At 62.1% G+C, this 13,769-nt stretch carries 12 protein-coding genes and 1 pseudogene; 5 read left to right on the forward strand and 8 right to left on the reverse strand.

All coding sequences use genetic code 11. The annotated features are described in order from the left end of the window. Positions 1 to 33 precede the first annotated feature (33 nt). Both efp and J7655_RS10630 read left to right on the forward strand, forming a co-directional pair. The gene (efp, locus tag J7655_RS10625) at positions 34 to 606 is read left to right on the forward strand and encodes an elongation factor P (RefSeq protein ID WP_074678540.1); all 573 of its coding nucleotides are present in this window, start codon (positions 34 to 36) and stop codon (positions 604 to 606) included. Positions 607 to 713: 107 nt separating this feature from the next. Continuing rightward, the gene (locus J7655_RS10630; protein WP_230924415.1) at positions 714 to 2,138 is read left to right on the forward strand and encodes an IS1182 family transposase; all 1,425 of its coding nucleotides are present in this window, start codon (positions 714 to 716) and stop codon (positions 2,136 to 2,138) included. A 146-nt stretch (positions 2,139 to 2,284) separates the two neighbouring features. On the opposite strand, the gene J7655_RS10635 is transcribed toward J7655_RS10630, so the two are convergent. Continuing rightward, the gene (locus J7655_RS10635; RefSeq protein ID WP_230924416.1) at positions 2,285 to 3,247 is read right to left on the reverse strand and encodes a LysR family transcriptional regulator; all 963 of its coding nucleotides are present in this window, start codon (positions 3,245 to 3,247) and stop codon (positions 2,285 to 2,287) included. Positions 3,248 to 3,348: 101 nt separating this feature from the next. On the opposite strand from J7655_RS10635, the gene J7655_RS10640 reads away from it, so the two are divergent. After that, complete coding sequence (locus tag J7655_RS10640) at positions 3,349 to 4,116, forward strand: sulfite exporter TauE/SafE family protein (RefSeq protein ID WP_230924417.1); 768 nt, start codon at positions 3,349 to 3,351, stop codon at positions 4,114 to 4,116. Here J7655_RS10640 and J7655_RS10645 read toward each other — a convergent pair. Further along, a pseudogene (locus J7655_RS10645) lies at positions 4,111 to 4,209 on the reverse strand (LysR family transcriptional regulator); the annotation flags it as partial. The gene J7655_RS10640 and the pseudogene J7655_RS10645 sit on opposite strands and share 6 nt — an antisense overlap. Before the next feature lie 315 nt (positions 4,210 to 4,524). On the opposite strand from J7655_RS10645, the gene J7655_RS10650 reads away from it, so the two are divergent. Beyond that, positions 4,525 to 5,469 carry a DMT family transporter gene (locus tag J7655_RS10650; protein WP_230924418.1) on the forward strand — a complete coding sequence of 315 codons (945 nt, stop codon included), beginning with the start codon at positions 4,525 to 4,527 and terminating at the stop codon, positions 5,467 to 5,469. A gap of 93 nt (positions 5,470 to 5,562) precedes the next feature. Here J7655_RS10650 and J7655_RS10655 read toward each other — a convergent pair whose 3' ends face one another. The 6 genes from J7655_RS10655 to J7655_RS10680 all read right to left on the reverse strand — a co-directional run bounded on the left by J7655_RS10655 (position 5,563) and on the right by J7655_RS10680 (position 12,596). Further along, entirely contained in the window at positions 5,563 to 6,909 is a 1,347-nt protein-coding gene (locus J7655_RS10655; RefSeq protein ID WP_230924419.1) for a class II 3-deoxy-7-phosphoheptulonate synthase, read from the reverse strand. 103 nt (positions 6,910 to 7,012) lie between these two features. Further along, the gene (locus J7655_RS10660) at positions 7,013 to 8,803 is read right to left on the reverse strand and encodes an N-acyl-D-amino-acid deacylase family protein (protein ID WP_230924420.1); all 1,791 of its coding nucleotides are present in this window, start codon (positions 8,801 to 8,803) and stop codon (positions 7,013 to 7,015) included. Then, positions 8,800 to 9,540 (reverse strand): sulfite exporter TauE/SafE family protein, encoded by a 741-nt coding sequence (locus J7655_RS10665; protein WP_230924421.1) that lies wholly within the window; start codon positions 9,538 to 9,540, stop codon positions 8,800 to 8,802. Before J7655_RS10665 ends, J7655_RS10660 begins: the two co-directional genes overlap by 4 nt. Then, positions 9,540 to 10,322: an SDR family NAD(P)-dependent oxidoreductase gene (locus tag J7655_RS10670; RefSeq protein WP_230924422.1), complete on the reverse strand. Its 783-nt coding sequence runs from the start codon at positions 10,320 to 10,322 to the stop codon at positions 9,540 to 9,542. The genes J7655_RS10665 and J7655_RS10670 overlap by 1 nt, the downstream gene beginning before the upstream one ends. Beyond that, positions 10,319 to 11,254 (reverse strand): bile acid:sodium symporter family protein, encoded by a 936-nt coding sequence (locus J7655_RS10675; RefSeq protein WP_230924423.1) that lies wholly within the window; start codon positions 11,252 to 11,254, stop codon positions 10,319 to 10,321. Before J7655_RS10675 ends, J7655_RS10670 begins: the two co-directional genes overlap by 4 nt. 1 nt (position 11,255) lies before the next feature. Continuing rightward, a complete protein-coding gene (locus J7655_RS10680) occupies positions 11,256 to 12,596 on the reverse strand; it encodes a flavin-containing monooxygenase (RefSeq protein ID WP_230924424.1) in 1,341 nt (446 codons plus the stop codon). A gap of 103 nt (positions 12,597 to 12,699) precedes the next feature. On the opposite strand from J7655_RS10680, the gene J7655_RS10685 reads away from it, so the two are divergent. Then, positions 12,700 to 13,671, forward strand: a complete 972-nt coding sequence (locus tag J7655_RS10685) for an AraC family transcriptional regulator (RefSeq protein ID WP_230924425.1) — start codon at positions 12,700 to 12,702, stop codon at positions 13,669 to 13,671. Positions 13,672 to 13,769: the final 98 nt, after the last annotated feature.

Consider the following 13,769-nt stretch of genomic DNA (forward strand, 5'->3'; position numbering starts at 1 on the left):
TTTCTGTACCTCCCGCATATTTCGGATATCCGCATGAAAACTGCACAAGAAATGAGAGTCAACAGCGTGGCCCTGATCGATGGCCAGCCGTGGCTGATCCAGAAGGCCGAGTTCACCAAGTCCGGTCGTAACAGCGCCATCGTCAAGATGAAGCTGAAGAACCTACTCAACGGTTCCAAGACCGAGACCGTTTACAAAGCCGACGACAAGATGGAGCCGGTGATTCTCGAGCGCAAGGAAGTGAACCTGTCCTACATCAGCGGTGAGGACTACGTGTTCATGGATCCGGAGTACAACTCCTACGAGCTGCGTGCCGAAGATCTGGAAAGCGTTCTGCCGTTCATCGAAGAAGGCATGAGCGACGTCTGCGAAGCCGTGTTCTTCGAAGGCAAGGTGATCTCCGTTGACCTGCCGACCACCATCGTGCGTCAGGTTGTGTACACCGAGAACGCTGCCCGTGGCGACACTTCCGGCAAGGTGATGAAGCCTGCCAAGCTGCGCAACGGCACCGAGATCAAGGTTGCCGAGTTCGTCGACATCGACGACTGGATCGAGATCGACACCCGTGACGGTTCCTACAAGGGCCGCACCCAGGCTCCGGCCTGAGCTTGAACGCTACGAAGAACCCGGCCTAGCAGACTGTGTGAAAACCTAGCAGTCTGAGTGCATGGTGAAGACAATGCCTCTATCGGTCGATAGGGGCATTGTCGTTTATGGGCTATATCCAAGGTGAAGATCGGCAACAAAGCAGCCTGTTTCCGCCGACATTGGAAGAGCTGGTTCCTGAGGATCATCTAGTTCGAGTCATCGAGGCCTATGTGGTTCGTCTGGATCTGAAGGTACTGGGGTACAGCAAGGCTGAGCCGCTCAAGACTGGGCGTCCTAGCTACGATCCAGCTGATTTGCTCAAGCTATACCTATATGGCTACTTCCAGCGCATTCGCTCCTCTCGTCGATTGGAGGCGGAGTGCCAGCGCAATATCGAGGTGATGTGGTTGCTGGGTCGTCTGGCGCCGGACTTCAAGACCATCGCGGATTTTCGCAAAGACAACAGCATGGCCTTTCAGGCGACTTGCAAGGCTTTCGTCCAGTTCTGTCGCCAGGCGAGCTTGATCAGTGGGGAGCTGGTGGCTATCGATGGCAGCAAGTTCCAAGCGGTAGCTTCGCTGCGCAAGCACCTGAGCGTGGAGAAGCTCAAGCGTCAACAAGCGAAGCTGGAAAAACACATTGCCCAGTACCTGGCCCAGCTTGATGAGGGTGATGCACAAGACGCGCAAGAGACGATTGACCGGGCAGCGGTGAAACAGGCGCTACGCCAGCTACAGGATCGCCATGCCGATAACTTGACCGTACAAGCGCTGATGGAGGCGCAGGGCCTGGAACAGTTCGTCGAAGGCGAAGCGGATGCCAAGAAGATGCGCTGCTCCGGCAAGAGCCCTTGCGTGGCCTACAACGTGCAGAGCGCTGTCGATGCCGAGCATGGCCTGATCGTGCATCACGAAGTGACCAGTGACTGCACCGACAACCAGCAGTTGGAGCCGATGGCCAAAGCGACTCAGGCGGTTCTGCAGCAGTCTGAGCTGACCGTCACGGCTGATGCAGGTTATTCCAACGGGGCGCAGTTTCAGGCCTGCGAAGAAGCGGGCATTACGGCTTTCGTCCCCGTGAATCGCGCGCCCAACAACCAGGGCGGCGGCACACTGTTTGCGCGTCAGGACTTCACTTACGATCCTGCGACCGACAGCTTCCAATGTCCTGCGGGTAAGACCCTGTCGCTCAAACAGCTCAATCGTGGCACTCGCCTTTACGCAGCCCGTGCCGAGGACTGCGGGAACTGCCCATTAAAAGCCAAGTGCACACAGGCCCAACAGCGTCATATCAGCCGCCATCCCAACGAAGAGGCGTTCGCGCGGATGGAGAAACGACTCGAAACTTACCCTGAGATGATGGGACGGCGACGAGCAATCGTCGAGCACCCTTTTGGCAATCTCAAACAATCGATTCTGGGCAACGGTCGTTTTCTAGTGCGCCATTTCAGCGGGGTGAGAGCTGAGATGGCGATGGCCGTGCAAGCCTACAACCTCAAACGTGCTATTTCGGTACTCGGGGCGCGCCGCATGATCGAGCTACTGACCTGAACGCTGCACTTTGCATCATTGCATCAGTAAAAACACAGACGCCCCGAATCAATCGAGGCGTTTGTATTGAACCGGTTCAGTTCAGAGCGTTTTCACACAGCCTGCTAGGCGCCGGGTTTTTTGTGTCTGTCATTTGGCGCATAAGCCTACTGCTGCGGTGTCGCCAGGCTGGCCTGCAGCGCCTGATCCCAGGGGGGCGGGAAGCCGAAGCGCTGCTTGAGAAAGCTCAGCAGCAGGCGCGTGCGCGGGCTGGCTTCACGCTCCAGGCGCAGGGCGTAGATGCTCACCGGCTCGACGGGCGGCAGCCCCTGTTCGCAGAACAGCGGAATCAGCTCACCACGTTGCAGGTGCTCGCTGCTCATCCAGGTGGGCAGGTGGGCGATGCCCAGGCCGGCGAGGGCGCTGAACAGCAGGGTTTCAGCGTTGTTGCTGGTCTGCCGCAGGCGCTTGGGCTTGCACAGTTGCAACTTGCCGTCGACGTCGAAGCGCCAGGCATAGGGCGGCGCCAGGCTATCCCAGTCGAGGCCGTCGTGCTGTTCCAGCTCCAGCGGGCTGCGCGGGATGCCACGCCTACGCAGATACTCCGGGCTGGCACAGACGATGCGGGTCATGGAGGCCAGCGGCGTGGCCACCAGGCGGCTGTCCGGCAGCGGGCCGATGCGCACGACGATATCCACTTCGCCCAGGTGCTCGCCCTGCGGGTCGATGAAGCTGTCGATCAGGCGCAATTGCACGTCCAGGCCGGGGTTGGCGCGCAGGAACTCGGCAATCGCCGGCGCCAGATGGCGTCTGCCGAAGGGCGAGGGCGCATCGATGCGAATCAGGCCTTCCGGTGCGCTACTCAGCGATACCGCCTCGGCGCGGGCCAGGTGCAGCTCGGCCAGGATACGCCGGGCGCGCTCGGCGAATGCCAGGCCGGCCGGGGTGACGCGCACGGCATGGGTGGTGCGACTGAACAGGCTGCTGCCCAGAGCACGTTCCAGGGCGTCGATGCGTCGTGCCACGGCTGATGGTGTAAGCGGATGGCGCCTGGCCGCAGCGGAGAAGCTGCCGGCTTCCAGTACGTCGAGAAAGAGTTCCAGTTGGTCGGTCAGGGCATCGGGATTCATGGCGTTCTGTTTGTGCGTATAAGGCACAGCCATTGTGCGCTGCTGTGCGTTTCCACGCTAGCCGTGGCTGCTTAACATGCACGCCACAGTTTGGAGGTGCCATGAATCTGTTCGACCTGTTGCTCAATCTGTTGCTCGGCCTGGGTCTGGGAACTCTGGGCGGGTTATTTGGCATTGGCGGCGGGCTGATCGCCATTCCGGTGTTGGGCATCGTTTTCGGGCTGGATCAGCAGTTGGCTCAGGGCACCGCGCTGGTGATGGTGGTGCCGAACGTGATGCTGGCGATCTGGCGATACCACCAACGTAATCGCATCGATCTGCGCTATGCGTTGCTGCTCGGTGTCACCAGCTTCTTTTGCGCCTGGTTGGCCTCGCTTTATGCAGTGGAGGTGGATTCACGCACCATGCGCTGGGCCTTCGTCGGTTTCCTGCTGGCCCTGGCGGCCTACAACCTGCTGCGGATGCTGATGGCTCAGGCGCCGGCCGGCGGCGAGTTGCGCCATCACTGGGGCTGGTTTGGCGTGCTGGGTGGGGTGTCCGGCGCCATGGGCGGGCTGTTCGGCGTGGGCGGCGCGGTGGTGGCAACGCCGGTGCTGACCAGCGTCTTTGGCACCACCCAGGTGGTGGCGCAGGGGTTGTCGTTGTCGCTGGCGTTGCCCAGCACGAGCGTCACGCTGTTCACTTACGCGCTTCATGATCACGTCAACTGGTGGATGGGCGTGCCGTTGGCGGTGGGCGGCTTGCTCAGCATCAGTTGGGGCGTGCGTCTGGCCCATTCGCTGCCGGAGCGCCTGCTGCGCAGCCTGTTCTGTGGCTTCCTGCTGCTCTGTGCGCTGCTGCTCGCGCTGGAGTCGGGTGGTCGCCTATAGACGGAAACCTTCGACGATATGCTCGGCCAGGCATTCGGTGACGGGTGATTGGCTGCTTTCGTTGCGTAGCAGCACGATGCTGGTCAGCGGCAGCCTTTGGCCTCATCAATCCCCGAGGTGGACTGCACAAGAAGCATTCGCTGGATTGATCAGAAGCCCGGCACGGCCCGAGGCTGACGCCACCCTACAGGGAGGGCGAAAAGATGAATGCTCATGGAGGTTACGTCTTGGCGCAGGTCATCCGCGTCGAGCGCCTGCCATCACCGGCTGGCATATGGCGTATCCTGCAGCGCTGGCATGAACTGGCGCGCGTGGATGACAGTGCGTTGAAGAATCTGCACCAATGCAGGTGGCTGTGCGGCCATTCTGGGATGCTCCGTTGAAGATGTGATGGGTAGGAGTTGTTGAATGACTGCAGTACGCAAGGGCGCCGATTTGTTCCTGTTCCAGTTGATGCTGTTGCTGTGCGCCATCTGGGGCAGCCAGCAGGTGGCGATCAAGCTGGCGGCGGACGATATCGCGCCCATGCTGCAGGTGGCGCTGCGCTCCGGTATTGCTGCGTTGCTGGTCGGCTTGTTGTTGGCGTGGCAGGGCGGCTGGCGTGGCTGGATCAGTTCGACCTGGCAGGCCGGGATTCTGGCGGGCGTACTGTTTGCTCTGGAGTTCTTCTTTATCGCACTTGGGCTGCGCCACACCACGGCGTCGCACATGGCGGTGTTTCTCTACACGGCGCCGATCTTTTCCGCGTTGGGGCTGCATCTGCTGCTGCCCAGCGAGCGTTTGCGGCGCCTGCAATGGCTGGGCATCGCGCTGTGTTTCGTTGGCGTGGTGATGGCTTTCGGTGTGGGCGGTAACTGGGCCGAGATCGATGCCGGCATGCTGTTCGGCGATGCCCTGGGGCTGTGCGCCGGCATGGCCTGGGGCGCGACCACGGTGGTGGTGCGAGCTTCGCGTTTGTCCGAAGCGCCTGCCGGGCTCACGCTGTTCTATCAATTGGCGGTGGCGTTTGTGCTGTTGCTGGTTTATGCGTTGACGGTCGTTGACCTGTCCCAATTGCGCTGGACGCCCGTGGCCATTGCCAGTGTGCTGTTGCAGGGCGTGGTGGTGTCGTTCTTCACCTACCTGACCTGGTTCTGGCTGCTGCGGCGTTACCTGGCGTCGAACATGGCGGTGTTCTCCTTCATGACCCCGCTGTTTGGCGTGACTTTCGGTGTGCTGGTGCTGGACGAGCCGCTGACGCTGAACTTCATCATTGGTGCGGCGTTGGTGTTGTCAGGCATCGTCCTGGTCAGCAGCGAGGCCTGGCTGCGTCGGCGTTTGGCCGACTGGCGCGGCCTGCCGCAGCGATCCTGATGCAGCGGGCTGGCATCTGTGTGCCAGCGCCTCCTTGCGCGCAGCGCTACCAGGCCATTGGTCGGACTGGCGTTTAATGAAGTATCGCAGTGCCTAGCGCCGAACCTGCTTCAGCGTCTCAGCGATCATGAAGGCCAGTTCCAACGACTGGTCGGCGTTCATGCGTGGGTCGCAGTGGGTGTGGTAACGGTCAGAAAGACCGTCTTCGGTAATAGGGCGCGAGCCACCGATGCATTCGGTGACGTTCTGCCCGGTCATCTCGATATGGATGCCGCCCGCATGGGTGCCTTCGGCCTGGTGTACAGCGAAGAACTGCCGCACTTCACTGAGAATCTGCGCGAAATCGCGGGTCTTGTAGCCGCTGCTGGCCTTGATGGTATTGCCGTGCATGGGGTCGGAGCTCCACAACACCTGGCGACCTTCTTCCTTGACCTTGCGCAGCAGGCGCGGGAAGTGCGCTTCGACCTTGTCGGCGCCCATGCGCACGATCAGGTTGAGGCGGCCTGGGTCGTTGTCCGGGTTGAGCGCGTCGATCAGGCGGATCAGCTCGTCCGGATCCATACTCGGGCCGACCTTGACGCCAATGGGGTTCTCGATACCGCGCATGAACTCGACGTGGGCACCGTCCAGTTGGCGCGTGCGGTCGCCAATCCACAGCATGTGCGCAGAGCAGTCGTACCAGCGCCCAGTGAGGCTGTCGCGGCGCACGAAGGCTTCTTCATAGTTGAGCAGCAGCGCCTCGTGGGCGGTAAAGAAGCTGGTTTCGCGCAGTTGCGGCGCACCGTCCATGCCCACGGCGCGCATGAAAGCCAGGGTTTCGTCGATACGGTCGGCGAGCTGGTGGTACTTCTCGGCCAGCGCCGAGTTGGCGATGAAATCGAGGTTCCACTGGTGCACCTGATGCAGGTCGGCAAAACCGCCCTGGGCAAAGGCGCGCAGCAGGTTGAGGCTGGCGGTGGCCTGGTGATAGGCCTGCATTAGGCGCTCCGGATCCGGCACACGGCTGGCAGCATCGAAGCCGATGCCGTTGACGATATCGCCCCGGTAGGCGGGCAGGGTAACGCCATCGATGGTTTCGCTACCGGAGGAGCGCGGCTTGGCGAACTGCCCGGCCATGCGTCCGACCTTGACCACCGGGCAGCCGGCGGCGAAGGTCATGACGATGGCCATCTGCAGCAGCACCTTGAAGGTGTCGCGGATTTTCGCGGCGGAAAACTCAGCAAAACTCTCGGCGCAATCGCCACCCTGCAACAGGAAGGCGCGGCCCTGGGTGACCTCGGCAAACTGGCGACGCAACTCGCGCGCTTCACCGGCAAACACCAGTGGCGGATAACCGGCCAGGGTTTGCTCGACACGGCCCAGGTGGGCGGCGTCCGGGTAGTGCGGTTGTTGCTGGATCGGCTTGGTTCTCCAGCTATCAGGGCTCCAGGGTTGCGACATCGCGGCTCTCGGCTTAAGTCAATTCAGGCGGATGGGCATGGTAACCGATAAGCCAGGCGCTTCAAGCTGATAGCCGTGATAGAGCCGCTGCATAAAGCGCAGCTCAGGCCGTGGCAGGTTTGAAGCCTCGGGCGGTTGCCGTGCGTGAGGCAACATCACGGCCCGGCAGAAAGTGGCCAAAGCCCTGTTGTTTACCCAGTGCCTCGGGGTATTCGCTGCCACGCCGATAGGCGATACGGCCGTTGATCAGGGTGGCGTCCACCGCCGCATCATTACGTTTGACCACCCGTTCAAGGCCCAGCACTTCCATCGGTGCTTCGTGGATATCGTCGAGCTCATCGGTCAGGCCGGCCGGGTTGACGATAACCACATCGGCGCGGTCGCCAACACGGATTTTGCCGGCATCCACCCCGATAAAATCCGCCAGCTCGCCGCTCAGGCGGTGGATCGCCCGACCGGTGTCCATAAATGGCATGCCAGCCAGCTCCGCATCGCGGACATATTTGAGAAAACGCAGCGGGAAGTTGTACTGGGCGATGGAACGCAGGTGTGCGCCTGAGTCGGCAAAGCCTGGCTGTGTCCAGGGACTGGAGAGCAGCTTGTGCATCACCGGCAGGCGCTGGTTGCCGTAGCAGGTGGTCCACTTCAGGGCCTCGCGGTACTGACAGGCCAACTCGAAATAGGCATCCACCGGGTCCAGACCACGGGCAGCGCCCAGTTGCTTGAAGTTTTTGCCGACCAGGCTGGCATCGGGGCATTCGGTTACCCAGCAGTCGGAGAAGTCGCGGTGCCACAGCCCCTTGGTCAGCACGGCCTTGACCTGCTTCTTGAACAGGGCGCGGAACTCCGGCTCCAGGACCTTGGCGTACAGCTCATCCGGGTCCTTGATGTTGCGCAAAATCTCGCCGGCGCCGAATTCCTCGAACGCGTTCACGTTGAGCCCCTCAAGGCGCAGGGTGAAGGGCGCCGGAAGCGTCTGCCAGCGGAAATGACCATGTAGAACCTTGTTGGCCAGCCAGCCTGAAAGGAGGGTGAAACGGTGCAGCAGCGGCTGGGATTTCAGGTCCAGGGCGGTGAGCATGGAGCACTTCAGAGGTTTACGGAACCAGCCATGGGCCTGCCAGAGGAAAGCGAACACATTGACCTTGGTTACCGCATTCGGCGCGCCCTGCATCACCGCGCCACGCCGACGCAGGATGGCGAACAGGCGGGAAAACTCCGTCCAGCTGGCGAAGGTGGAGGGCAATGGGCTGGACCAGGCACGGTCGCCGTCCATCTTGTCCAGCCGCGTGGTCATGACCGAAAGGCCGATGCAGCCGGCATCCAGCGCTTCCTCCAATAATTGCTCCATACGCGCGAGCTCCGCTTCGGTCGGTTTGACCTTGCTCGTGGCGCGCTCCAGGCCCATCACCGCCACGCGCAGCTCGGAGTGGCCGAGGAAGGAGCTGACGTTCGGCCCTAACGGTTGCTGGTCATAGAAGGCGCGGTAACCGGAGGCATCGCGCCAGGTCTTTTTCTCCTGGAGGATGGGTAACACGTATTCGCGCGGCACCGCCTCGACGCGGGTAAACAGGTCAGAGCAGTCCTCGGCGTCGGCCAGCACCATGCTGATCGAGCAGGAGCCAATGGTCACACTGGTGACGCCATGGCGCACCGACTCTTTCAGCGCAGGCGCGGCGATCACCTCGGCATCATAGTGCGAGTGAATTTCCAGAAAACCGGGGGTCACCCATTTGCCCGTGGCATCCAGCACTTCAGGGCAGCCGCTTTCATCCAGGGGGCTGAGGCTGACTGCATCGATCCGCCCGTTCTTGATGCCGATATGCCGCAGGCTGCCGGGCTGATCGCTGCCATCGAAGTAGAGGCCGTTCTTGATGATGATGTCGTAGCTCATAGCAGGCTCCAGGGGGATAGCAGCAGGGTGCCGGTGATCAGTAACAGAAGGTAGATGGCGACGCGAAAGTGCTGTTCGTTGCAGCGCCGGTGCAGGTATTCACCCAGCCAGACACCGAGCAGCAACAGCGGGGCGTAAGCGGCGATCTGCGGCAAGGCTGGCAGCAGGCGGCCGTCCAGCAGAAACGCCAGGGTCAGCAGGCTGTTGAGGGTGAACCACACGCTGACCAGGGTCGCCCGCAGGCGTGCCTTGTCCAGCTGTGTGCCGGCCAGGGCAAACACCAGCAGCGGGCCACCGGAGGCGAACAGGCCATGGCTGACCCCGGCGCCCAGGCTGAGCAGGCGGCTAAGCCACATGGGGCGCACTGGCTGCACTGCTGCATGGCGCAGGCGCCACAGTTCACGGGCGGCAAACCACAGCACCAGGGCGCCAAACAGGCGTTTGGCCAGGGTGGCATCCAGCCAGGGCAGCAGGGCATAGCCGATGACGGTGCCGACCAACATGCCGGGCAGGATCATGCCCAGCAGCAGGCGGCGATCGATCATCGCCCGATGACGCCAGGTCAGGTAGCCGGTCATGCAGATGTTCAAAGGCACCAGCACCGGCAGCAATTGGTCGATGGGCAACAGCATGGCGCCCAGGGACAGGGCAATCACAATGCTGCCAAAGCCGGTGATGGCTTCCAGGGTGTAAGCCAGCAGGATAAACGCGGCGAGCGTTAGCCAGAGCATGTCCATCAGCCCATCTCCGCGCTGAAGCGTGCGCGCATCTGCCGGTAGAAAAAGCCCGGAGCAAGGCGCCAGAGCAAACTGGCCAGCCAACTGCCGCGATCCGGGAACAGGCGTTGTTGCTGTGCCTGTTGAGCCTGGATGATCAGGGTTGCCATCCACTCGGCACCGCGGATGCGGCCGACGGTGGAGCGGGCGTGACGCGCCTTCTGGCCGTCACCGGCCAGGGCATTTTGCTCGATAGCCGTGTCGAGAAAGCTGGGGTAGACGAGCAGCAGCGCCATGCCGTCGCGTTCGACTTCAGCGCGCAGCACTTCAAAGAATTGCCCCAGGGCACTTTTCGCCGCGCAGTAGCCGGCGCGCCCCAGCACGGGCATCCAACCCGCCATGGAGCCGATGGCAATAATCTGCCCGGCACATTCCCGAAGCAGGGGCAGTGCCGCCAGGGTCAGTTCTGCCGGGGCGTGATAATCCACGGCCATCACCTTGCGCAAGACAGCCGGCGCGGTCTGCAGGGTCGGCGAGCGGTGGGTGATGCCCGCGTTGTTGATCAACAGGTCGAGGCGGCCGAAACGCTGGCGACAGTGCTCCAGCAGTTGCTGGTGCAGCGCGGGATCGCAGATATCGCCGGCAAGCCCGAGCACCCGCGCATCACCCAGTTCGGCCACACGCTCGGCCAGTCCGGTGGCGTTGATATCCGTCAACAGCAGTTGCCAACCGAGGGCGTGGTACTGACGCGCCAGGGACCAACCAAGTCCGCTGGCTGCGCCGGTGATCAACACCGTCTTCATGGCTGAGGGCTCAGAGGTTCAGCAGTGGCAAGGGGCACAGCCTGTGCCGGTGGATTACGGGACCAGATAAAGGCAAGCGTCAGCCCGCTGACCAGATGCCAGCAGCCCCAGAATGCTGCAATCAGCAGCATGCCGCTGGCCTGGGGGAAGAAGGTGAAGATGATGGCCAAACCCAGGGCCGAGTTCTGAATGCCGACCTCCAGCGTGATGGCCCGCCGATCGGCCACGGGCAGGCCAGAAAGCCGGGCGGCGGTGTAACCGATCAACAACGCCATGCTGTTGTGTGCCACCACCAGCCAGAAGAACAGATAGAAATGCTCGACAAACTGGTCCAGATTTTTGCTGAACGCCAGCAGCACAAAACTCAGCATGACCAACAGCGCAAACACGCGAAGCGGCTTTTCCACCTTCAAGGCCAGCGTCGGCAAGCGGCGGCCAATCGCCATGCCGGCGATCAGCGGCAGCCCCAGCACCAGCAAGACCAGCCACAACAGGCTGACCGGGTCCATGGCGATTTCGGTCAGCAGGGGCCGGGTCTGCGGATTCAGCCAGGCATAAAAGGCGAAGTTGAGCGGCGTCAGCACACTGGCCAACAGGCTGGAGATGGCAGTCATGCTCACTGAAACAGCGACATTACCGCGCGCCATCCAGGTCATGATGTTGGAGAAGCTGCCGCCGGGGCAGGCGGCAACCAGCATCATGCCCAATGCCAGCATGGGCTCGACATCCAATGCCCAGCAGCCCAGGCAGGTGAGGGCCGGTAGCAGCAGGAACTGAGCCAGCATGCCGATGAGCGGGGCCTTGGGCTCGCGCAGGATGCGTTTGAAGTCCTCGGTCCGCAGATCAAGGGAAACCCCAAACATCATCACCGCCAGGATGATATTGATGATGACCAGGCTGGAAGGGTCGAAGTGAATCTGTGCTTCACCCATGTCAGGCCTCCTGAGCCCGTGATTCGGTGCGCGGTGCAACCAGAGAAGCTTCGCCTGCGCTCAGCTCGTTGATATGACGTTTCAGGGCCTGACGGTAACTGTCCTTGTGCACGTAGTAGGCCATGCGCTCAAGCGGCAGGTAGGCATAGCCGCCGTCCAGCCGCTGCGCGCAATGCTGTTGCACCTGCTGGTGGAACTGTTCAGCCAGCGGGCTGCCCTGCAGTTGTCGGCGGATCACCAGCGCCACCAGCTCGGCCTGCTCGGCGCGGCCCTGCCAGCCGAGACCCGAGGCCTCGATCATGCCGAGCATGAACAGGTTGCGGTGCAGCGGATGGAACACGTTGAGGTACAGCTGCGGCGCGCCGCAATCCTGGGGCCAGTTCAGCTCAGCGCGGTCGATAAAGGGGTAGTCGAGCTTGTAGCCCGTGGCCTGGAGGATGAGGTCATAGTCGGCCTGGCTACCATCGGCGAAGGTGACTGTATGGCCGTCAACCTGGCGGATGTCAGCGCGCGGTTGAATATCGCCATGGCCGATGTGGTGCAGCACCAGCGAGTTCATCACCGGGTGCGACTCGTACAGGCGATAGTCCGGGTCAGGCAAACCATACTGCGAGGGCTTGCCGAGCAGGGCGCGCACCAGCAGGCCGTCGACCAGCTGCTTGAGCCGACGAGGCAGCTTGACTGCACCGCCGAAGGTGTCGGTGGGCTTGCCGAGAATGAACTTGGGCAGGAAGTGGTAGCCACGGCGCACCGACAGGTCAACCGAAGCAGCGCGGTGCACGGCATCCACGGCGATATCGCAAGCCGAGTTGCCGCAGCCGATCACCAGTACCCGTTTGCCGGCCAATACATCGGCGCACTTATATTGCGAGGCGTGCAGCACCTCACCTTCGAACGTGCCAGGCAGGGCTGGCTGGTTGGGCGTATGCAGGGTGCCATTGGCGATCAACACACCTTCGAAAAACCACTCCCGCTGCTCACTCCGGGATTCACTGAGCAGACGCCAGCCGTTGCCATGGCGCGTCAGTTGCACCACACGGGTGTTGAACTGGAAGTGCTCGCGCAGGCCGAAATGCTCGGCGTAGTCGCGAAAGTACTGGCCGATCTGCTGGTGCCGTGGGTAGTGCGGCACCTCGGCGGGCATGGGGAACTCGGCGAAGGCCGTGGTGCCCTTGGATGAGATCAGGTGAGCCGATTCGTACATGGTGCTGTGCGGGTTGTTGATGTCCCACAGCCCGCCAACATCGGTATGCTGCTCGAAACCGACGAAGGGGATGGCGTAGCGTTGCAGCTGACGGGCAGCCGCCAGCCCCATAGGGCCGGCTCCGATAATGGCGTACATGCAAGGCGTCTCGATTGTCTTTCTTTAGTTATTCCGCAAGCATATGCAGCCCAGCGTCCGCCGTAATGGCTGAAACAGGACCTTTTCCGGTTAATTCAGGACTATGAGCACTACGCCGACCGTCACCGTGCACTACGCCCAGGCCATTCTTCAGGCTGCGGAGCGATTGGCCTTGCCATTGCCTGCCGAGTTGAGCGAGCTGGGTGGCGTTGCCCGCATTCCCCTGGCGCGCCAGGATGCGTTGTGGGAAGCCTTCTGCACGGCCGCCGATGATCCGTTGATCGGCCTGCGCCTGGGCTGTGCCCTGCAGGTCGGCCATCTGGATATGGTCGGCGCCTTGTTGATGAGCTGCGAAACAGTGGGCGAGGCCTTGGAGGCGCTGCTGGAGTACTACCCAATCGTGGGCGTAGGCGGGGAATTCAGCCTGCTGCGTGAGCCTGGCCGTGTCTGCCTGATCTATCGGGCGCACTATCAGGTGCGCCGCGAAGAGCGGGTAGAGGCGGTACTGGCCAGTCTGCTGCATATGTCGCGTTGGATTGCCGGCAACAAGCTCGGCGCCCTGCAGCTGAGTGTGAGTCATAACGCCCGCGCCGCTCTGAGTCGTTATGCCGAATTGCTCGAATGCAATGTGGCCTTTGCTGCACAGCACGATGGACTGTGGTTCGCCGATGCCGACCTGCAGGTGCCGCTGATTCAAGCCAATGCCACGATGCGCGAGCATCTGCGCGGTCTGGCCCAGAGCCTGCTTGAGCGTCTGGGTACGCAGAGCCTGACCGTGCGCGTGCAACAATTGCTGCGTGAACAGCCGCGCTGGGGCAAGGAGCGCATCGCCGAGCAGCTTGAGCTCAGTGGCCGTCACCTGAATCGCAAACTGGCCGATGAGGGCACCAGCTTCAAACTTCTGCGTGAGCAGGTTCTGTTCGACATGGCCGAAAACCTGCTGCGTGAACCTGTGCGCCTGAGTGAGGTGGCCGAACGCCTGGGCTTTTCCGACGAGAGTGCCTTCGCCAAGGCGTTTCGCCGCTGGAGCAATATGACCCCCGGACAGTTTCGTCAGGCCGCGGCAACAGCCTGACGCAGCCGCCCTGTAACAGCGGCTTTGGCTCTCCCGCCAGAAGGGGTGAGCCGCGAATTGTGCAGGCTTCGGGGCAGTTAACGCGTGACCGGGGCTGG

Origin of the sequence: Pseudomonas wenzhouensis, assembly GCF_021029445.1 — a bacterium.
Classification (GTDB): Bacteria; Pseudomonadota; Gammaproteobacteria; order Pseudomonadales; family Pseudomonadaceae; genus Aquipseudomonas; species Aquipseudomonas wenzhouensis.